20 protein-coding genes are annotated in these 18,953 nt (G+C 62.7%); 6 read left to right on the top strand and 14 right to left on the bottom strand.

The features are described from left to right. Window positions 1-225 precede the first annotated feature (225 nt). From V1288_RS24365 to V1288_RS24355, 3 genes are all read right to left on the bottom strand, one after another. Window positions 226-519 (bottom strand): hypothetical protein, encoded by a 294-nt coding sequence (locus V1288_RS24365; RefSeq protein ID WP_334359457.1) that lies wholly within the window; start codon window positions 517-519, stop codon window positions 226-228. A gap of 224 nt (window positions 520-743) precedes the next feature. Continuing rightward, complete coding sequence (locus tag V1288_RS24360) at window positions 744-2,390, bottom strand: amidase (protein ID WP_334359456.1); 1,647 nt, start codon at window positions 2,388-2,390, stop codon at window positions 744-746. Between the two features lie 665 nt (window positions 2,391-3,055). Beyond that, window positions 3,056-3,784 (bottom strand): SAM hydrolase/SAM-dependent halogenase family protein, encoded by a 729-nt coding sequence (locus V1288_RS24355; protein ID WP_334359455.1) that lies wholly within the window; start codon window positions 3,782-3,784, stop codon window positions 3,056-3,058. Between the two features lie 160 nt (window positions 3,785-3,944). On the opposite strand from V1288_RS24355, the gene V1288_RS24350 reads away from it, so the two are divergent. From V1288_RS24350 to V1288_RS24335, 4 genes are all read left to right on the top strand, one after another. Beyond that, on the top strand, window positions 3,945-4,151 hold the full coding sequence (locus V1288_RS24350) for a DUF2905 domain-containing protein (RefSeq protein ID WP_334359454.1): 207 nt from the start codon (window positions 3,945-3,947) through the stop codon (window positions 4,149-4,151). A 336-nt stretch (window positions 4,152-4,487) separates the two neighbouring features. Then, a complete protein-coding gene (locus V1288_RS24345; RefSeq protein WP_334359453.1) occupies window positions 4,488-4,973 on the top strand; it encodes an adenosine-specific kinase in 486 nt (161 codons plus the stop codon). A 3-nt stretch (window positions 4,974-4,976) separates the two neighbouring features. Next, window positions 4,977-5,201 (top strand): hypothetical protein, encoded by a 225-nt coding sequence (locus tag V1288_RS24340; RefSeq protein WP_334359452.1) that lies wholly within the window; start codon window positions 4,977-4,979, stop codon window positions 5,199-5,201. Window positions 5,202-5,323: 122 nt separating this feature from the next. Continuing rightward, window positions 5,324-5,536 (top strand): hypothetical protein, encoded by a 213-nt coding sequence (locus tag V1288_RS24335; RefSeq protein WP_334359451.1) that lies wholly within the window; start codon window positions 5,324-5,326, stop codon window positions 5,534-5,536. Window positions 5,537-5,705: 169 nt separating this feature from the next. Here the strand turns inward: V1288_RS24335 and pncA are convergent, their stop codons facing one another. After that, window positions 5,706-6,329: a bifunctional nicotinamidase/pyrazinamidase gene (gene pncA / locus V1288_RS24330; RefSeq protein ID WP_334361393.1), complete on the bottom strand. Its 624-nt coding sequence runs from the start codon at window positions 6,327-6,329 to the stop codon at window positions 5,706-5,708. 181 nt (window positions 6,330-6,510) lie between these two features. Here pncA and V1288_RS24325 point away from each other — a divergent pair, with 181 nt between their 5' ends. Next, a complete protein-coding gene (locus V1288_RS24325; protein WP_334361392.1) occupies window positions 6,511-7,359 on the top strand; it encodes an alpha/beta hydrolase in 849 nt (282 codons plus the stop codon). A gap of 7 nt (window positions 7,360-7,366) precedes the next feature. Here the strand turns inward: V1288_RS24325 and V1288_RS24320 are convergent, their stop codons facing one another. The 10 genes from V1288_RS24320 to V1288_RS24275 all read right to left on the bottom strand — a co-directional run bounded on the left by V1288_RS24320 (window position 7,367) and on the right by V1288_RS24275 (window position 18,163). After that, the gene (locus V1288_RS24320) at window positions 7,367-7,738 is read right to left on the bottom strand and encodes a Rieske (2Fe-2S) protein (protein WP_334359450.1); all 372 of its coding nucleotides are present in this window, start codon (window positions 7,736-7,738) and stop codon (window positions 7,367-7,369) included. Beyond that, window positions 7,728-8,432, bottom strand: a complete 705-nt coding sequence (locus tag V1288_RS24315; RefSeq protein WP_334359449.1) for an ABC transporter ATP-binding protein — start codon at window positions 8,430-8,432, stop codon at window positions 7,728-7,730. The genes V1288_RS24320 and V1288_RS24315 overlap by 11 nt, the downstream gene beginning before the upstream one ends. After that, complete coding sequence (locus tag V1288_RS24310; RefSeq protein ID WP_334359448.1) at window positions 8,425-9,210, bottom strand: ABC transporter ATP-binding protein; 786 nt, start codon at window positions 9,208-9,210, stop codon at window positions 8,425-8,427. Before V1288_RS24310 ends, V1288_RS24315 begins: the two co-directional genes overlap by 8 nt. Then, window positions 9,207-10,253, bottom strand: coding sequence for a branched-chain amino acid ABC transporter permease (locus V1288_RS24305; protein WP_334359447.1), 1,047 nt, complete (start codon window positions 10,251-10,253; stop codon window positions 9,207-9,209). The genes V1288_RS24310 and V1288_RS24305 overlap by 4 nt, the downstream gene beginning before the upstream one ends. Next, window positions 10,250-11,122 carry a branched-chain amino acid ABC transporter permease gene (locus tag V1288_RS24300; RefSeq protein ID WP_334359446.1) on the bottom strand — a complete coding sequence of 291 codons (873 nt, stop codon included), beginning with the start codon at window positions 11,120-11,122 and terminating at the stop codon, window positions 10,250-10,252. The genes V1288_RS24305 and V1288_RS24300 overlap by 4 nt, the downstream gene beginning before the upstream one ends. 129 nt (window positions 11,123-11,251) lie before the next feature. Beyond that, window positions 11,252-12,349 carry an ABC transporter substrate-binding protein gene (locus V1288_RS24295; protein WP_334359445.1) on the bottom strand — a complete coding sequence of 366 codons (1,098 nt, stop codon included), beginning with the start codon at window positions 12,347-12,349 and terminating at the stop codon, window positions 11,252-11,254. Window positions 12,350-12,429: 80 nt separating this feature from the next. After that, complete coding sequence (locus V1288_RS24290) at window positions 12,430-13,635, bottom strand: xanthine dehydrogenase family Fe-S subunit (RefSeq protein ID WP_334359444.1); 1,206 nt, start codon at window positions 13,633-13,635, stop codon at window positions 12,430-12,432. Next, on the bottom strand, window positions 13,632-14,468 hold the full coding sequence (locus V1288_RS24285) for an FAD binding domain-containing protein (RefSeq protein WP_334359443.1): 837 nt from the start codon (window positions 14,466-14,468) through the stop codon (window positions 13,632-13,634). Before V1288_RS24285 ends, V1288_RS24290 begins: the two co-directional genes overlap by 4 nt. Next, the gene (locus V1288_RS24280) at window positions 14,465-16,756 is read right to left on the bottom strand and encodes a xanthine dehydrogenase family protein molybdopterin-binding subunit (RefSeq protein WP_334361391.1); all 2,292 of its coding nucleotides are present in this window, start codon (window positions 16,754-16,756) and stop codon (window positions 14,465-14,467) included. The genes V1288_RS24285 and V1288_RS24280 overlap by 4 nt, the downstream gene beginning before the upstream one ends. 129 nt (window positions 16,757-16,885) lie before the next feature. After that, window positions 16,886-18,163: an amidohydrolase/deacetylase family metallohydrolase gene (locus V1288_RS24275; protein WP_334359442.1), complete on the bottom strand. Its 1,278-nt coding sequence runs from the start codon at window positions 18,161-18,163 to the stop codon at window positions 16,886-16,888. Window positions 18,164-18,265: 102 nt separating this feature from the next. Here V1288_RS24275 and V1288_RS24270 point away from each other — a divergent pair, with 102 nt between their 5' ends. Next, entirely contained in the window at window positions 18,266-18,823 is a 558-nt protein-coding gene (locus V1288_RS24270) for a MarR family winged helix-turn-helix transcriptional regulator (RefSeq protein WP_334359441.1), read from the top strand. Window positions 18,824-18,953 lie beyond the last annotated feature (130 nt).

Below are 18,953 nucleotides of genomic sequence, written 5' to 3'. Positions count from 1 at the left end.
TGGTTCGCGCCTGCTTATTGTGCGCTGCGCCCTTCGGGAAGCAGCCATACGGATTCCGCATGCATCCCTTACATTACAGCGGATCGAAAGTCCTACAAGTCCCGGCTTGACCGACCGAAGCCGTTCGCGGGCATCAGTTGGTATAAATGAAAAAGCGGGCGACCGACGATGGCGTAGCTTCGCGCTACTTGCAGTAGCAGGTCTTCGAGTATGCAGTTCACCGATTCAGGAGCTAACGTGAAAAAGGCCAATCTTTCTTCGCGCAGGAGTTGTTGAACGTATGGATGCCTCAGGCGTCGGCTGAAACAGGACCGCGCAACCCTTTTTCGCAAAGTACGCCTCAGCTTGCGGCGATAGATGCACGTTGCCCATCTGGCCCGAGCCAGGAATTAGCTGCTCGCATCCGTCCTCAAAGACGAACTTCGCTTCGTCCTTCGAGAGGACATGCGAGATGCCGTAGTACTTCTTCGATAGCTTCTTCTTCCGCCTTGCCACTTCGCCGGACAGACGAACGATCACGTCGTGTTCAGATCTTCCCGTCAATTGTGATGGTGCCGAATGTAGTACGTTCGACCTCCATGACCTGACCTCCGCATGATCCCGGCACGAGACCCCGACTCCACGTCGGCAGGCGAGCCCGGCATCGATGTCAGGGCAGCCGCGTCGCTCGCCGGCTCGCGGGCATCCTGTTTCCGAACCTTGGACCCCGGCGCTGCCGTTAGCCGGCAATTCGCTGCTGCCGTCTACCCGACGATCTGGAACGCGTCAGCCGCACGCAACACCGTGCCGTCCTCCCAATGGCGTCCGACCAGCATCATGCCAACAGGGAGCCCTGCCGACACGCCTGCCGGAACCGAGACGGCAGGATGGCCAGTGACGTCGAACGGGCAAGTGTTGGAAATCATCTCGAGTGCCCGCGCAACGTAGTCCTCGCGGCTCGCGTCCGGCGGTGGGAGTAGCGTGGCCTTCAAAGGTAACGTCGGCATGAGCAGGAGATCGACGCCTTTGAGTTGCTCATCGTAGGCGGCGCTTAGCACGCGCGCGAGGTTTTGGGCCTTCGCGTAGTAGCGGCCCTGGTAATTGTCCTGCATGTACTGGCCGAGCAGGACAACGAGCTTGACGGTCTCCGAAAGGTCGTTGGCGCGCACCCGCCGGCTCCGGCCGTAGAAGTCCAGCAGCGAAGTCGTGTAGTGCCCTTTCCAGTTGGTCCCCATGCTGTTGCCCGCGACCATCAGCGCCGTGGCGCCCTCGACGGCGATAGCATTCCAGATATGGATTCCGTCGCGGTGGAGGGGGATCGATACCTCGATCACGGTTCCCCCCGCTCGCGTCAAGCGCTGCGCCGCCTCGCGCACCATGGCGTCGACATCGGGCTCGGAATTGGGCCAGCCAAACCCTTCCTTAAGGATCCCGATCCGCAGGCCGCGGGCGTCGCCGGTGAGTTGCTTGGTATAGGCTTCCATACGCAGTCCCGCCGGTTGGCGCGGGTCGAGGCCGTCGGCCCCGGCGAGCACCTCGAGAAGCCGGGCGGCATCGCCGGCGGTACGGGCAATGGGCCCGGTATGATCAAGTGTTAATTCAATCGGGAAAACACCTGTGTATGGCACAAGCCCGTGCGTGGGCTTGTGGCCAACCGCTCCGCAGAAAGAGCTGGGAATTCGGATCGACCCTCCCTGGTCGCCCCCGATGGCCATGTCGCACTCGCCGGCGACGACGAGCGCCGCGCTGCCGCTGGAGGAGCCTCCGGCAGATCGCTTCGGATCGTGAGGATTGAGCACGGGCCCAGTGTCGGAGGTATGGCTACCGCCCGAGAAGCAAAGATGCTCGCACACGGCCTTGCCGACGATCTCCCCACCGGCATCGAGGATGCGGGTCACAATGGTCGCGTCCACGTCGGGGACGTAGCCCTCCAGCACATTGGAACCGTTCATCATCGGGATGCCGGCGACGCACACATTGTCTTTGATGGCGATTTTCTTGCCCGCGAGAGGCCCCGAAGCTGCGCCCTTGATCGAGCACCTCCAGTACCAAGCGTTGAGCCGATTGTCCGAGGCGGGTGGACGGAACCCCGCGTCCCGCGGGTACTTCACCGCCAATGTCGGCTCCGCGAACTGGTCGAGGCGACGGTACGACGCCAGCACGCCGTCCATGAGGTTGCGAAACGACGTCAGATCGTCGCGGCTGAGAGCCAAGTTGTAGGATTTGGCGATGCGCTCCAATTCAGGCAGCGGTGGCTTGCGCAGAATCCGCGGCGCCGTCGCGGTCGAGGGTGGCGGCTGCGTACCCGCCTGAGCGGCCGCACGAACGGGCGTTGTCGCCGCAGCGACAACGGTTGCTGCTGCGCCGGCATGAAGGAAGCGACGACGCGAATAGTCTGGCGAGGCTCTCATAGCACATCCTCCCTCGACCAATGGGCTGACTTCTCAAATCCACCGCTTGCCCTAAAGTGTCGGGGACCGTCTGGTGGTCGGTAGCCGCGACGGTCACCAAGCGGAGGCCGCCGACGCTGCGGCCGGCGTGCCAAGCTGCAACATCACAATGAGTCCTTGCATCCGGACAGGGCTGAGGCGCAGCAGCCGCATGAGGTTTGGGACGTGAGGCCTGGCCGAGCGGATCTTGACGGTATTTAAGGCCTGTACCGGTGCCTCCGGCATCCTCGCGGAGACTGCGGAGCGACGCGCCGTCCAGCAGCAGATTATCGCGCAGCCACCGGCGATTTCAAGGAGCTTGCATCTTTCACGGTCCGCGCGCGGCAGCCACGTCGCGGAGTACTTCCACCTTCGCGACACACGCACAGTCAAGCCACACGCGGAATGTCTGTTCGTGGCAAGCTTGAGAACTGCCGGAGACTTGCTTCAAAGTTAAGTCTTCGCGATTTCACTGCACCCGGTATTTGCTCATGTAGTGTTGGCGCAGGATCTTGCGGGTCTGCTCAGCAAGGCGCCTGTTAGCGCTAGCCTGCGGCTTGTGGCGGCGCTCCGGCGGCTTCGGCCGATGCGGATGAGGGCGCTGTTTGGTCGAATGTTGCCTTCGAGTCAAAGCGGCAGACCTTTGTTCATGCGACAAACTCGACCGGACTGCCGATGGCAAGACCGAGATCGCGGTCCGCCCGCCCCTGATTGACGGCAATTTCGGCAAGCCCGTTGGAGTTCTCATACCAGAAAGCCGCGCCTGGCGGCAGATCACTGAAGGTTCTCGCGCGGTCCAGAACCCGACCCACCGCGGTGAGCCTGGCGCCGGGCGGCAGCATAGCCGCCCTCAGCCCGGTCATCGCATTGCCGTAGTGATCGACGTAAACGATCTCGCAGAGGTCATCCGGCCAGTCTTCCCTGCGATCTGCGCCATCGTGACGTGGCCGGCCGGGGGGCGGATCACCGCGCGCCAGCATAGCTGCCACTGGGGCGAAGAGGTCGCGCCCGTGAAAGCTGGCCGAGAGATGCTTCGGCTTCCAGTCGATGTCCCAGCTGCGCGTCTCTTGAGCTCTGCGCTGGATCAACTCAAACAAGCCGTTGCCGGGGCCGATATACCAGCGGCCGTCGGCCTCGAGAAAAATGGATGGCCGCGTCCCGCCGACGCCGGGATCGACAACGCAGAGAAAGACGGCTCGCACCGGAAACCATGCAGCATAGGCCGCCAACAGATACGCCGATGCCTTGGGATTGCCGACTGGCGCATCGGCGAAGAGGTCGATAATGGGTATACCCGGCGCCATCTGGTGCAGCACCGCCTTCATCTGACCCGTATACGGGCCGTGCAACCCAAAATCCGTGAACAGTGCAATCATGGTGTCGGCCTGCCCAAGTGCGTGTGTCCACTTCGCTCGAAAACGCTATACTGACCCATCCGAGCCGTGCGACGGACGCGGTCACAGCAGCACGCAAAACGCCAAATCCCGCTTGCTCTCCCTCAGTCGGCTCACCCATCGTGATCGTAGGCTCGGCGCAATGTCGATCTCGCGTCTGCTCATCATCTTCGGCTTGTCGCTCGTTGCGCTTGGGCTGCTATGGCCAGTGATCAACAAGATCGGCTTGGGCCGGTTGCCCGGCGACATTGTCATCGAGCGCGACAACCTCCGCGTTTATATCCCGCTCGCAACATCGCTGCTGGTCAGCGTGATCCTTTCCCTGATCCTATGGCTCGCTAACCGTTAGCCGTCGGCTCCTCTCGCTCTGGGTGGACGGCGATATCGCTGTATCGACTGTGTGTCCGCTCTGGCATCGGCCCTCACCATCTCCGTGCACCGCTTCCATCCCGCTGGTGATTATCGCTCATCATTCCCGGTAATGAAAGCTCGCGGACTTGCTGCCGCGACCATGGCCCCCCGCGGGCCGCCGTGATGTTCCGCGCCATCAACGCGGCCGGCGAAGCGGTCCAGGTATTCGAGCCCCACGAGGAAGTGGCAGCGAAATCAGCCGCCTGTGGCGGCTTGCAATCATCTGCCGGCAGCCTACCATGGAATGCGTAGCTCACCCTGCAGGAGCGCAGCCATGGAACTCACCGTGGTGCCCATCGTCAAGCCGGACGACGCCAACTTCATCTTCGGCCAGTCGCATTTCATCAAGACCGTGGAGGACCTCCACGAGGCGCTGGTGGGCGCGGTTCCGGGCATCCGCTTCGGGCTGGCCTTCTGCGAGGCCTCTGGCAAGCGGCTGGTGCGCTGGTCGGGCAATGACGAACCCGCCCTTACCCTCGCACGCGACAACGCATTGGCCATCGGCGCCGGCCACACTTTCCTGATCTTTCTGGGCGACGGGTTCTTTCCCGTCAACGTACTGGCTGCGGTGCGCGCGGTGCCCGAGGTCTGCCGCATCTATTGCGCGACGGCCAACCCGACACAGGTGATCGTCGCACAAACGGAGCTCGGCCGAGGCGTGCTCGGCGTGGTGGATGGCGCCTCGCCGCTGGGTGTCGAAACCGACGCCGACATTGCGTGGCGGAAGGACCTGCTGCGAAAGATCGGCTACAAGCTGTAGTAGTTGGATGAAGCCGAAGCCGACAGGGTGCACCACCACCTGCAGCTGACGCTACCACGCATCGAACGCGACGAAGCACGCGCCAGGATCGCGGCGAAGATCGCAGCGCGTCAGGTCTGCTTTCAGATCGCCCTTGGTACGCCCTCAACGCGTGACGTCAGGACGATCGCGCCTCTTGATGCAGCTCGCCACCCCGCATCGTCGGGCGATGTCGGCTGTCTGCAGTGACGCGCGTTCGGTCGGAGAATGGGCCGCCAGGTAGCGGTAACCGCAACGAGGATGTGCCGGCCCTCGTCCGTGTTGCCCCACACGCCGAATTGCCGGACTCCCGCCTCCAGCAACTGATACGCATGGAAACCTGCATCTTCGCGCAGCACCGCATGCGCGAGCGTGGTGATCGGCGGCTGCGGCGAATGGCCGAGCGTGAGCTGCCGTGCCACCAACCTTGCGGCGAGATCGACCTGTCTCTGCCGGTCGAAGGCGTCAAGGCGGCGCCGATCGTCTCTGGATCCGCGGGCAGATCACCGAGCTGCTCGCCGCCGTCGCCCGCTGGAAATCGCTGAACGTAAGGCTATCACCGCCGGCGCCGATCCCGGCAGCTCGAGGACGATCGAGATCGAGGATATGCCGATCGCCTATCTGCCCGGCAATTCGCTGCGCGTTCGCGTGCCGGTTGCCGGCGCGCTCAACGGGATCGAGGCCCGCCGGGAGGTCGCTTAAGCGACGGCTGCGCTAAAGATCGTTGACACGCTGCACGCCGACGGCGGCCATCCCGGCCCAGGCCGCGTCGAGCGAGCCCGCCAGATCGATGGCCCTGCATCCGGCCTCAACAAGCACTGTATCGAAGCCGAGCCGGCGTGCGTCCACGGCGGAATAGTGGACGCAATAATCGGTGGCGAGTCCGGCCAGGAAGATTCGCCGCAGACCGCGGTCGCGCAAATAACCCGCCAAGCCGGTAGGCGTGCGCCGGTCGTTTTCAAAAAACGCAGAATAAGAGTCGATTTCGGGGCGGAAGCCTTTCCGGAGTATCAACTCTGCCCGGTCGACCACGAGTTCTGGATGAAACGCCGCCCCGGCGGTGCCCTGGACGCAATGATCGGGCCAAAGGGTTTGCGGACCGTATGGCATGGCGACACTTTCGAAGGGGCTCGCTCCCGGATGCGACGTGACGAAAGAGCTGTGGCCTGGCGGATGCCAGTCCTGGGTCAGCACCACATGGTCGAAGCGTTGGGCGAGACGATTGATGACCGGCACCACAGCTTCGCCATCGGCAACGGCTAGCGCGCCGCCAGGGCAGAAATCGTTCTGCACATCGATTATCAGCAGCAAATCATCGTTGCCTGGTCGTATCTGCATTCTGGGCCGGTGTTTGTCTTGATTGCCAAACTCCAGTGCTAGGCAAGAGTTTGCCAAAGTGTACCACGATGTAAAGCACCAGCACTTGCCGATCTTTCGATTGCCGGTGCGGGCCGCGCGAATATACTGCTCCTGAGAGCGCATGGATATTGCTTAAGGAGCAACTGGTGTGAACGATACTATGGCGACGAAGGATAGGCCTTCAGATCCTCGGCCGAACTGGGCCGCGCTTTCCCAAGCGGAGCGCGACGCTGCATATGACAACAACGCAGCGGTAAGGAACAGTGCAGCGCTGATCGCGGAAAGAAACCGGTTGTCCGAAACGCTTCGTGCCAGCCGAAAATCGTTTCTGGATATGCCGTATGGCGACCGCGAAAAGACGAAGATCGATCTCTATCCGGCCGCCGAGAAGACAGCTCCCTGCTTGGTTTTCCTGCATGGCGGTTACTGGCAGCGCAATTCGCGCGAAGTGTTTGCCATGCTGGTCGAAGGCGTCGCGGCCCATGGCTGGTCGGTTGCCATTCCCGGATATTCGCTGGCCCCAGACGCGTCGCTGACGGAGATCGTGACAGAGATATCCCGGTCGCTCGATTGGTTGGCCCAAAACGGAGAGTCATACGGCATCTCCGGGCCCGTCGTACTCTCGGGCTGGTCGGCCGGCGCCCATCTCGTCGCAATGGCGCTCGATCATCCGCGCGTCGCCGCGGGACTGGCGATTTCCGGCGTGTACGATCTTGTACCCATCCGCGATACGGGGCTCAACAATGCGCTGAAGCTGACCGACCAGGAAATCACAAGACTTTCGCCGCTTCGCCTTCCCGCCGTCCACAAGCGCCTCGACATCGCCTACGGCATGGCCGAACTGCCGGCGCTGGTTTTCGATTCAATCAAGCTTCATGAAGCGCGCATTGCCGCGGGCGCGCCGGGCAAGCTTTTTCCGATCGAAGGCGCAGACCATTTCAGTATCCTCAGCGAGCTGCGGCGTCCTGACGGCGCACTGGTCGATATCGCCCGAAAGCTGGTCGGGTAGCCGTTGTCTACGGCATCAGCGCCTTGATCGCGCCTGCGTCCATCCAGACCCGATCGTCGGTGATCCGGAGCGGGTATAGCCGCAGCGGCCGGCTCGGCCAGCCGTAGGAAATCTGCCCGCTACGGAGATCGAATGAGGCGGCGTGACGGGGACAGAACAGGCGTCCTCCCGACAAGTGTCCGAGGCTGAGGTCAGCCTGTTCGTGCGGGCACATCCGTTCGCAGGCTACCGCGCGTCCTTCGCTCCAGACCAAGATCAAATCGAGCCCGGTCACGCGGACGCAGACGATCGTCTGTGAAATCAGCCTGCTGAGCCCGCAGACCGGGATCCATTGCCTGTCGCCCTGCAACGCCGCCGTTTCGGTCCGCTCATCCGCCAAGATAGGCCTTCCGAACGTGCTCGTTCTCGATCATATCGGCGCCAGTCGCTGAGAGAACGATGCGGCCACCTTCCAGCAGATAGGCGTGATCGCACATTTCGAGCGCCGCAAACGCGTTCTGCTCCACCAGCAGCACCGTCGTGCCGGCATCGCGAATGCCGCGGATGATCGCAAAAGTTCGCTCGACGATGTTGGGCGCGAGCCCAAGGGAAGGCTCGTCGAACATAATCAGGCGTGGACGTGACATCAGCGCCCGGCCGATCGCCAGCATTTGCTGCTCACCGCCCGACAGGGTGCCGGCAGCCTGCTTTCTCCGCTCGGCAAGGCGCGGAAACTCGGCATAGATCCGAGCGCGGTCCTCCGATATCTCCGCGGATTTGGTGCGCAGATAGGCACCCATATCGAGATTTTCCTCGACCGTCATGCGCGGAAATACCCGCCGTCCTTCGGGACAATGCGCGATCCCGCTGGCCACCACGCGCGGTGGCTTGGCGCCTGCGATATCCTTGCCCTCGAACAACATCGATCCGGAACGCGGCGCAACCAGCCCGGAGATGGCGCGCAGCGTGGTGCTCTTGCCGGCGCCGTTGGTACCGATCAAGGCGACGAGCTGCCCGGCCTTGACCTCCAGCGAAATGCCGCGCAAGGCCGTAACACCACCATAGCCGCATACCATATCGCGGATTTCAAGCACGTGTCGCTCCCTGCCCGAGATAGGCCTCGATGACGGCTGGATCGTTCCGGATCACGTCCGGTGAACCCTCGGCAATGATCCGGCCGTAGTTCAACACCACGATCCGATCCGAAACACTCATCACCATCGGCATGTCGTGCTCGACGAGCAGGATGGTGACACCGCGATCGCGGATGTTGCGGACCAACTGCACGAAGGTATGGGTTTCGGAGGCATTCATGCCGGAGACCGGCTCGTCGAGCAGCAGCATCGACGGCTCGGCCGCCAGCGCCAGCGCCACGCCGACAAGACGCTGCTCGCCATAGGACAGCGAGCCGGCAAGATCGTGGGCGCGGCGTTCGAGCCCAACCCATTCGACGAGTTCACCGGCGCGTTCCCGCAAGCGCCGCTGCGAAGACCGCGCGCGCGGCAGGCCCAGAACGGCCTCGAGCAGGCTCACCCTGCCCTGACGGTGCAGCCCGACCAGCAGATTGTCATAAACGGTGTCGTTCGGAAAAACGCTGGTGCGCTGGAAGGTCCGGATCAATCCCAGGTCGGCGATCTGATGCGGCTTCAATCCATTGAGCGCCGTCCCGCGATAGCTCGCAGCGCCACGGGTTGGATCCAGGAAGCCGGTAACGACATTGAACGCTGTCGTCTTGCCAGCACCGTTAGGTCCGATCAGGCTGACGATCTCGCCTTCGCCGACCGTGAAATTCATGTCCGAGAGCGCAACGAGCCCCCCGAAATGCACGGCGACCTTTTCCACCCTCAAAGCCGTCGCGGGAACCGTCTTCACGCATGCTCCTTGGCGTCGCGCTCGGAAAACGCGACCGGGGCAATCGGTTCAATCCGTTCCCGCCGCTTCGCAAATCGCAGGGCCAGCGACGGCACGATGCCGAGCGGCAATACGAACAGAATGACGATCAGTACGCCGCCATAGGCGATCCATTGCGCCTCCGGCGCCATGATCGGGCGCAAGAACACAGGCAGCAGTCCGAAGATCATGCCGCCGACGATAGGACCGGCGAGCGAGCCCTTGCCACCGGCGATGACCATGATCACCATCGTCACCGTGTTGATGAAGGCAAACACCTCGGGATCGATGATCCGGATGTAGTGCGCGTAGAGACTGCCCGCTGCGCCGGCGATCCCTGCCGAGATCACGGCCGCCAAAGTGAGCGTCTTCGTCACGTCGATGCCGACTGATACCGCCAGCGTTTCGTTTTCCATCAGCCCGCGCATGGCGCGGCCGAAATGGGAATGGACGAGGCGCGAGATCAGCAGATGGGTAATGACCGCGACGGTAAGCACGAGGTAATAGTTCTGCAGCTTGGTGCGGAGGCTGAGATCTCCGAGACCTGGCAATCCGATTGTAATCGAGGGGATATTGGTCAGCGCAAGCGGGCCCTGCGTCAGTTCGACCCAATTCAGCGCCACCAGCCGGACCACTTCGGCGAAGGAAATCGTCACGATCACGAAATAGGCGCCGCGCACGCGAAACGAGAGCAGCCCCACGAGATATCCGCATAATCCAGCAACGACGATGGCCAACACGAAGCCCGCTATCGGCGGCCAGGGAACGTGAACGATGCGGATGCCGAAGGGCAAGCCGACGTCAAAACCAAGCGACGTCAATGCGCTCACATAGGCGCCAATGCCGAAGAACGCGATGTGACCGAGGCTGAGCTGGCCGGTGAACCCGAGCAGCAGATTGAGGCTCATCGCGCCGATGATGAAGATGCCGGTCGTGATCAGCGCGTTCATGAGATACGGATCGCGCAGCCAGAGCGGTACCGATGCAAACGCGACGACCGTGAGAATGGCGATCCCTGACTTCATCCAACCCGCTCCGAGCGAGCGAAAAGTCCGGTCGGCTTGAAGATCAGAACCGCGATAATGATCAAAAAGCCCATGGCGTCGCGATATCCCGATGAGACATAGCCGGCACCCAGTTCCTCCGCCAATGCCAGAATGAAGCCGCCGATGACCGCGCCGGTGATGTTCCCAAGCCCGCCGAGGATCACGATCGCGAATGCCTTAACAGCGGCGAGATCACCCATTTGCGGGAAGATCACGTAGACCGGACCGAGCAGCGCACCCGCCGCGGCGGCAAGGCTCGAACCGATCGCAAACGTCGAGGTGTAGATCAGGTCGACATTAACGCCCATCAGCGAGGCGGTGTCCTGATCCTGAAACGTCGCCCGCATCGCGCAACCGAGTTTTGTCCTGTTGATCAGGAGATAGGTAACGACGATCAGCATCGCGGCCGCGGCGAGCACGAACAACTGCAACCAGGACACGGATGCCGGACCCAGCACCAGCGGCGATTCGGGAAACGGCGTCGATACCGATTTCGCCACGCCGCCCCAGATCCACAGGGCGCCGGACTGCATCGCGATCCAGGCACCGATCATGACCAACATCGTCGTGTCGATGTCGGAGCCGCGCAGCGGTCGCAGCAAGGTCAGTTCGACCGCCGCGCCAAGAAGCCAGCCGGCGACAACAGCGAGCGGCAGCGCCAGGAAGAAGTTAACCCCGAGCTGATGCACCACGATGAACATGATGTAGGCGCCGAATGTATACAGCACCCCATGCGTGAAATTCACGACGTTCATGATGCCGAAGATCAAGGTGAGACCTATGCCCAACAGCGCATAGGTGCCGCCGAGCACTAGCACGTTGACCAGATGTTGCAGAAATTCGCTCAAGGTGGCTCCCGGATATCCGATGCCGTCGAGGACGGCGGTCTGTCGCGGCCCTCGACGGTCAGTCTCGTGACGTCAGAGTGTCTTCATGCCGATCTTGCCGTCGGTGATTTCGATCAGATAGACGTTGGGTTAGCTCTGGCCGCTCTCCTTGCCTTCGGGACCGGATTTCCGGAACACGATGTCGCCGTTCAGGCCCTTGATCTTGATATCCCACAGAGCCGCCTTGATCGCGGCAGGCTCCGCCTTGCCCGCCTTCTCGATCGCGGCTGCCGCGGTACGGATGCCGTCATAGCCGCGGAAGCTCTCAGTGCAGCCAGCGAAGTCGAAGCCGCGCTTCTTCCATTCAGCGATGAAGTAGTTGGTCGCCTCCGGGTTCGGCGTCTTGTCGGGAAACCAGGGCAGGAAGGTCGTCAGGTGCATAGTGCCGTTGGCCGCAGCCCCTGCCTGCGCGATGATTTGATCCGGATTCTGCGATCCGCCGGTGGTGATGATGCGCTTCTTGAGGCCCAGTGCGGCAGCCTGTTTGAAGATGAGCGTGAGCTGGTTCACCGCAGTGGTCACGATGATAGTCTCGGAATCGGTGCCCTTGAGCTTCGAGAGCTGTGCGCTCATGTCCTGAGCGCCCTGATCCATGGTCTCGACGGCCCCGATCGTGATCCCCTTTTCCTTCATCATCTTGCTGAAGTCCTCAGCGGTGCCGCGTCCCCAGTCATTGTTGATGACGAGGAAATCGACCTTCTTCAACCCGAGCTTGTCGACGATCCCCTTGAAGGCCGCGGCCTCAATCGCCGACGGCGGCGAGATGCGGAAGATGTAGGGATTGCCGGTTGTGGTGATCTTGCCCGACGAAGAGGTCTCGACCACCATCGGCGTTTCGTATTCCATCAGCTTGGGCATCACGGCAAGCGTCAGGCTCGAGCCCCATGCCCCCATCAGGACTGGCACCTTGTCACTCGTGATCAGTTTTTCAGCGACCGCGGCCGCTTCTGTCGGATTGCTCTTGTTGTCTTCGATGACGAGTTCGAGCTTCTTGCCAAGAATGCCGCCTTTCGCATTGATCTCATCGGCCGCGATCTTGGCGCCGTTGACGACGTAGGTGCCGGAAGCAGCGAACGCGCCTGTGAGGGGCTCGTTGACGCCGATCTTGATGGTCTGAGCCTCAGCGGCACCACTCAAGAAGGCGACCGCCAGCGCAATCGCCCGAGCAATTCTGAAAGTCCGTGTCATATCCTTCTCCAATCTCGCGCTGTTAATCTGTCTACAGTTCGAACCCCGTAGCTTCCGCACCACACGGAAACGTCGATCCATCACGCCGCTCCGTCTTTGTTGGACGAGAAACGACCAAACCAACGCACGACCCGCGCCCGCAAAAGGCCGAAAACCAGCGCCATTCCGCTCAGCTCGGCCGGAGCGGCACCGGCCGGTGATGTACCCGACAGACAGCGGTTGAGATTGTCGGCAAATTCCGCGATCAATCGTGCCACGAGATCGCGCACCAGCCCGGGTCTGCCGACCTGCGCCAGCATTCCGGTGAGCGTGTACCCGATGGAAAGATCGACGCGCGTCCCCTGCTCGATCGGCATCAGCCGATAGCGGATTTCGCCCTGGGTCGACGATCGGCTGCGCCGGTCGTTACCGATGCCGACGATGCGGCCGGACATATCGAGCGGGCTGCGGTCGACGCGCGCAGCACCCAAGAATGTCGCGGCAATAGGACCAATCCTGACGCGGATGGCACCTTCGACGCGCTCAGGCTTCGGTGGCGCCGTCAACGACGCGCCGGGAAGGCAGGCCGCAACGGCTGCGATGTCGCCAAACATCGCAAAGACCTGTTCGGGCGGGTGCGCGACGGTGAACTGCTGCTCCAGAACGGTGGCCGGGATGAAGTCCGGAATCGACGCGACCGAACTGGCAGCTTCGGGCGACGTTTGTTCGCTTCCCACCGGCGGTATGCGCTCGGCTTGGCCCGCCCCATCATGCACGCTTCGACCCGAGCCGACGGGGCCCAGGATCTTCCGTCCTCCGCCCGGCTCGGGCGCGATATTGCGGGCGCGCCGCGCTTCGATCACAGATTGGACCGCCCGAACGATGCCGACATAGCCGGTGCACCGGCACAAATTGCCGCTCAGGCCGACGCGGATGAGCCGCTCATCGGCTTGCGGCAGGCGCAGCACGAGATCACGCGCGGAGACCAGCATTCCCGGTGTGCAGTAACCGCATTGCAGTGCATGCTCACGGGTGAAGGCCGCACGAAGCTCCGTCGTAACGTTGTCTTCATCGAGCCCTTCGATCGTGGTGACTTCTGCTCCTTCGCAGGCCATCGCATAGGTGATGCACGAGCGCGCCGGCACGCCGTCGAGCAGCACCGTACACGCTCCACAGACGCCGTGTTCGCAGCCGAGATGCGTGCCGGTCAAATCGAGTTTTTCGCGGACAAAATCCGCGAGGTTGGTGCGCGGCTCCGCTGATACCCGCACCGCGCGTTGGTTGACGATGAGTTCAATCATGCTCATGCAGCAGCCTCGCAGACCGCACGCTTCAGCACACCTACATGAATATGACGACGGGCGGCGCTGGATATGCCGGCCTTGGCGAGAATGGTATCCGCCACGCGCGGATCGAAGCGATCCTTGTAGTCGCCGGCAATGCGTCCGCCGAACAGTTCTGCGGTATTGGTGATAACGATCGGCGCGGCATCGATCGCGCCGATGACGACGCGGGCAGTTGCGGCGCTCGGGTCAATCAGGACCGCGCCGATCGCATGCGCGAACTCGCCTGTCTTTCGGCAACTCTTGAAGTAACCCCAATGCGCTGACGACGGCAGCGTCGGGACATGGATCGTCTCTACGATCTCGCCGGCGCGCAACGCGCATTCGAGCGCGCCGACGATAAAATCCTTCATCGCGATCATCCGCGCACCGGCGCAGCTTCGAAGCGTCAATTTCGCACCCAGCGCCGAGAGCGCGGATACCCAGTCTGCCGCGGGATCGGCGTGGCTGAGCGACCCGCCTACCGTGCCGCGATTGCGAACGGCGCGATAGGCGATGTTGCCGGCGACGCCCTGCATGGCGCCGCGCGTAATGTCCGGAATGCGTCCGTCCTCGATGTCGGCGTGGGTGACACAGGCCCCGAGTACGAGTTCGTCGCCGCGACGCTCGACCTGCTTGAGCTCGGCAAGACCAGTGATGTCGATGATCAACTGTGGTTCTACCAGCCGCAGATTGAGCATGGGACCAAGCGACTGGCCGCCGGCAATGATCTTGGCGGAAGTTTTGGCCTCCCCGAGCATGGCAAATACCGCCTGCAAGTCGCGTGGACGTTCGTAGCCGAAAGGCGCCGGTTTCATGCCGCCGGCCTTTCTGCGTCGCGCGCAGCCAGAACCGCCTCGACGACGCGATACGGCGTAATCGGCGACTGCATCAGTTCCACGCCAAGCGGCCGCAGTGCGTCGTTGACGGCATTGGCGATCGCTGCCGGCGGTGCTATCGCGCCACCCTCGCCGATGCCCTTCACGCCGAACTGCGTATAGGGCGACGGGGTCTCCATGTGATCGAGACGCGGCGCCGGCACTTCGGTGGGACCAGGCAGCAGATAGTCCGCGAGCGTCGTCGCCAGCGGCTGACCTGCCGCGTCGAACGGCATCTCCTCGTACAGCGCAGTGCCGATGCCCTGCGCCAGACCGCCATAGATCTGGCCGTCCACCACCATCGGATTGACGAGAACGCCGCCGTCCTCAACGATGACGTAGTCAAGGATTTCGACCTCTCCCAGATCCGGATCGACGGCGACGACCGCGGCATGTGCGGCATAGCTGAAGGTCCCGGTATCGCGCTGCGGCTTGTAGCCTGCCGTGACCTCCAGTCCTCCGGGATCGACGTCAGCAGGCAGATCCTGCGGCCGGCGATACCAGGTATGGGCGATCTCCTTCAAGGTGATGCTGCCGTTGACGCCGCGCACTTCGCCGTTCTGCAGCACCACCGCAGCCGGATCGTGCTGCAACAGCTTCGCACCGATGCGTCTGGCGCGCTCGCCCAGTTCGCGGCAGGCGGTTGCGACCGCACCGCCCGCCATCACCATCGAGCGCGAGCCCCAAGTGCCGGTGGAGTACGGCGTCATCGCCGTATCGCCGAGGATGATATGCACCTTGACGACGTCGACGCCCAGCATCTCATGCGCGACCTGCGCGAGGGTTGTCTCCATCCCCTGACCGTGGGAATGCACCCCCACCCGCAGTTCGAGGCCACCGTCCGGCGTCAAGCGCGCAGACGCCTGTTCGTGGCCGGGCACCATCGGGATGCCCCAGCCGGAATAGACTGACGTCCCGTGCGCCGCCTGCTCGCAATAGATGGAGACGCCGACGCCGATCCGGCGTCCATCTACCTCGCCCTTGCGCTGACGCGCCCGCACGCCCTCGACGTCGATGGACGCAAGCGCCCGTCGCATCGCCTCGGGATAGTTACCGCTGTCGAAATGTTTGTTGGTGATGTTGTCGAACGGCATCTGCTCGGGCTGCACCAGATTGCGCAGACGCACTTCGCCCAGCTCCAGCCCGGCTTCCGCCGCGACCAGATCGAGCATCAATTCCAGCGCGAAGCACACGCCGGTGCGCGCCACGCCGCGATAAGGCAAGATCGGACACTTGTTGGTCGCGACCGAAAACGTCCGGCAGCGATAGGCCGGCATCAAGTAAGGCCCCGGCAGGATGCTGGCGACCTGCGCCGCCTCAAGGCACGCCGAGAACGGATAAGACGAGTAGGCGCCGGAATCGACGGTCGCTTCGCAGTCGATGCCCCGCAGCCGGCCGTCGCGATCGGCATAGACGGTGATCTTGTAGTGATGCTCGCGGCAGTTGGAGCTCGCGGTGAGATGCTCGCGACGGTCCTCGGTCCAGCGCACCGGATGGCCGCGACGCATCGTCAGCCAGGAAAGGCAGACTTCTTCCGGCAGCAGGATTCCCTTGTGCCCGAAGCCGCCGCCGACGTCAGGCGAAACAACACGGATTCGGCCCTGCTCCATGCCGAGGCACTCGGCAAGCCCGCTGCGCGTGATGTGCGGCATCTGGGCCGAGGAATAGAGCGTGAGCTGGTCGAGGCGGTGATCGAAGGTCGCGACCACGCCGCGCCCCTCGAGCGGCGACATGCACTGCCGCGCGGTCGATATCTCGCGTGACACCTTGATCGGCGCATCGAACGCCCTGGAGATGTCGACCTCGAAATTGGTTTCGAGAAAGACGTTGTCGCCCCAATGCTCATGCACCAGTGCCGAGCCCGGCTCGCGCGCCTCCCGCATGTCATGTACGGCTGGAAGCTCTTCGAGATCAAGCGTCACCGCCGCCGCGATGTCCTCTGCTTCAGCACGCGTCGGCGCCGCGCACATCGCGACGAGCTCTCCGACCTGGCGCACCTTGCCGGTGGCAAGCACTGGCTGCTCGGAAATCTTGAATCCCGGCAACCCCGAAACTGCGCGGATCGGATTGACGCCGGTGAGGTCCGCCGCGGTGAAAATGCTGCCGCGACAACGCTCCGGCGCGTGGATGCCGCGGATCAGCGCATGCGCCAAAGGGCTGCGCACAAAAGCAACGTCCTGCAGTCCGGCAAGGCGAATGTCGGCAACGAACTGGCCACGGCCACGCATCAATCGATCGTCTTCCTTTCGTGGCAGCCGGGCGCCGACGCCTTGTCCGGCGCCCGCTCCGCCTGCGGAAGGAAACTCGCGCTCATTGCGCACGGTGACGTTCTCCCCGATCGACCTGACGTGACCTCCTCAGGCCGCAACTGCCTGCGGCAGAATTGGCGCCACTGCGTCGTATCGCGTGCCGGCACGCAGGCAGAACTCAGGCTGCAGCAGACGCTCGGCGACGACCTCATTGTTCTCATTGTCCCGAAGGACAAATCGTCCGCTCTGCTGCGTAAGCACCGAGACGTCGGCCTCCCTGCCAATCCCAAGGGCGCCGATTTCGTCGGCACGGCCGAGCATTCTGGCTGGATTGGAGGTGACCATCGGTACGACCTGTTCGAGCGTGAGGCCGAGCGCCAACATCGAGCTCATCGCCTGGACCAGGCTGAACTTGGCCTGACCGGCGAAGGGATGATTTTCGTCGTCCTCATGCTGGTCGGGCGTGCCGGCAGGCGCTGGCACGTGGGTGTTGTAGCCGTGAATGTCCGCGCCGAGCGTGGTGGGAATGATGCCGGCGGCGAGCGCCTTCCTGGCGAGGCGATAGGAGAAATGGCTGCCGTGACCGACATCGACCCCCAAGCCGTGATCGAGCGCCGCCTGAATCACGGGATGCACTTCACCCTCGCGGTTGACGAAACCGCCGGGGTGGCGTGTGAACGGATGCGCCAGCACGTCGCCCTCTCGCAGCAAAGGGATCACGCGCGCCAGAATCGTATCGACGTCTTCGCCGTTGGTGCCGCTTTCGGGCAGGCCCCAGAGCTGGCCGAAGTGCACATAGACCGGCAGATCTGCGCGGCGTCCGATCTCGGCTGCCATTTCGATGACGCGAATGCCCCAACGCGCGAAACCGCCGATTTCCGCATGGGCCTTGATGCCGCGAACAATGTCGAGATTGGCTGTCGCCGCCTTCACCGTGGCGTCGATATCGACACCTTCAGGGCTATAGAGTTGCGGATAGTAATGGCCCTCCAATCCACCGACCAGGTAAGCCGACAGGAAGGCATAAACGCGCGACTTCGCAGGCTCGGCGACGAAGTGCCGGAAACCGGCCAGCGTCATGCAGGACGGACCGCCCTGATCGACCAACGTCGTCACGCCGGACTGCACGCCCACCATGTCGGCATTCATGCCGAACCGACCGGTGACATATTGATAGACATGCGCATGGGTATCTATGAGGCCCGGCAATACCAGTTTGCCGGTTACGTCGATCACCTCTCTGGCGCTGGTCGGCAAGATGTCGCTCTGCACGGCCGCGATCTTGCCGTGGCGAATGGCGACGTCCCTGATGCCATCGATGCTAGAGGCCGGGCAGATCACGCGGCCGCCGCGCAGAAGCCGGTCGAAGGTGGCGCTGATAGCCATGGAAAGATCTCCTCTGTCCTCGCCGGCGAAGTTGGTCGCCGCTGTCGCCAGAATACGAAGCATACTTCGTATTTTACAAAAGCAAACTTCATGCCATGATCCATGCGTGGCGAAGCCGATCGAATCGAGCTATTCGCGCTGATGTTCCGAGGCTGGGAGAGTGCGTTGCGGAAGGCAAAAAATCGTCGCGGTGAGATCAAGCACCGCCCATGGCCACTGTCAGAACGACCGGGCTTTCTGATCCGGCGGCTGCATCAGATTCACGTCGCGCTGTTTCAGGAAGCGTGCGGAGAATTCGAGGTGACGCCGCTGCAGTACAGCCTGCTTTCGGCGCTAGCGGTGCGAAAAACCGCCGATCAGACCACGTTAGCGGCTGATATTGCGCTGGACAGGACGACGACGACCGGAGCGCTCAAGCGGCTGGCCGTCCGCAATTTCGTCGAGAGAGCAGTAGATGATGAGGACCGCCGCGCGCGGCTCTGTAAATTGACCGCGGCCGGAGCAGCGCTTCTGGCAAAAATCGAGGCCTCGGCGCGAGCCGCGCACCACGCTACGATCGATAGTTTGAGCGAAAGGGAGCAAGCCGCATTCGTCGACATGATGCAGCGCATCGTCGCGGCCCACTCCAATCGCGACAGCGCTACTGCCCGATTCAATTGAGCACCACGGTGCTATCTGCTGTCTTTTAGTTCGATCTGCATAATTTGTAATCACCGACTGGCCCGCACTGAATACCCGAAGATGCCGCGAGTGGCGACAAGGTCGTCGGATATTGATACGACGGCTTCAC

It is taken from the genome of Bradyrhizobium sp. AZCC 2176 (assembly GCF_036924645.1).
Classification (GTDB): Bacteria; Pseudomonadota; Alphaproteobacteria; order Rhizobiales; family Xanthobacteraceae; genus Bradyrhizobium.
Note: the sequence above shows the minus strand (reverse complement) of the source record. Positions and strands in the feature narration are given on the sequence as shown.

Excerpts from the sequence above, each read along its gene's own strand:
- V1288_RS24360 (WP_334359456.1), bottom strand. The coding sequence starts at position 2,390 with ATGAGAGCCTCGCCAGACTATTCGCGTCGTCGCTTCCTTCATGCCGGC.
- V1288_RS24355 (WP_334359455.1), bottom strand. The coding sequence starts at position 3,784 with ATGATTGCACTGTTCACGGATTTTGGGTTGCACGGCCCGTATACGGGT.
- V1288_RS24350 (WP_334359454.1), top strand. The coding sequence starts at position 3,945 with ATGTCGATCTCGCGTCTGCTCATCATCTTCGGCTTGTCGCTCGTTGCG.
- V1288_RS24345 (WP_334359453.1), top strand. The coding sequence starts at position 4,488 with ATGGAACTCACCGTGGTGCCCATCGTCAAGCCGGACGACGCCAACTTC.
- V1288_RS24335 (WP_334359451.1), top strand. The coding sequence starts at position 5,324 with ATGGAAACCTGCATCTTCGCGCAGCACCGCATGCGCGAGCGTGGTGAT.
- pncA (WP_334361393.1), bottom strand. The coding sequence starts at position 6,329 with ATGCAGATACGACCAGGCAACGATGATTTGCTGCTGATAATCGATGTG.
- V1288_RS24325 (WP_334361392.1), top strand. The coding sequence starts at position 6,511 with ATGGCGACGAAGGATAGGCCTTCAGATCCTCGGCCGAACTGGGCCGCG.
- V1288_RS24305 (WP_334359447.1), bottom strand. The coding sequence starts at position 10,253 with ATGAAGTCAGGGATCGCCATTCTCACGGTCGTCGCGTTTGCATCGGTA.
- V1288_RS24295 (WP_334359445.1), bottom strand. The coding sequence starts at position 12,349 with ATGACACGGACTTTCAGAATTGCTCGGGCGATTGCGCTGGCGGTCGCC.
- V1288_RS24290 (WP_334359444.1), bottom strand. The coding sequence starts at position 13,635 with ATGAGCATGATTGAACTCATCGTCAACCAACGCGCGGTGCGGGTATCA.
- V1288_RS24285 (WP_334359443.1), bottom strand. The coding sequence starts at position 14,468 with ATGAAACCGGCGCCTTTCGGCTACGAACGTCCACGCGACTTGCAGGCG.
- V1288_RS24280 (WP_334361391.1), bottom strand. The coding sequence starts at position 16,756 with ATGCGTGGCCGTGGCCAGTTCGTTGCCGACATTCGCCTTGCCGGACTG.
- V1288_RS24275 (WP_334359442.1), bottom strand. The coding sequence starts at position 18,163 with ATGGCTATCAGCGCCACCTTCGACCGGCTTCTGCGCGGCGGCCGCGTG.
- V1288_RS24270 (WP_334359441.1), top strand. The coding sequence starts at position 18,266 with ATGCGTGGCGAAGCCGATCGAATCGAGCTATTCGCGCTGATGTTCCGA.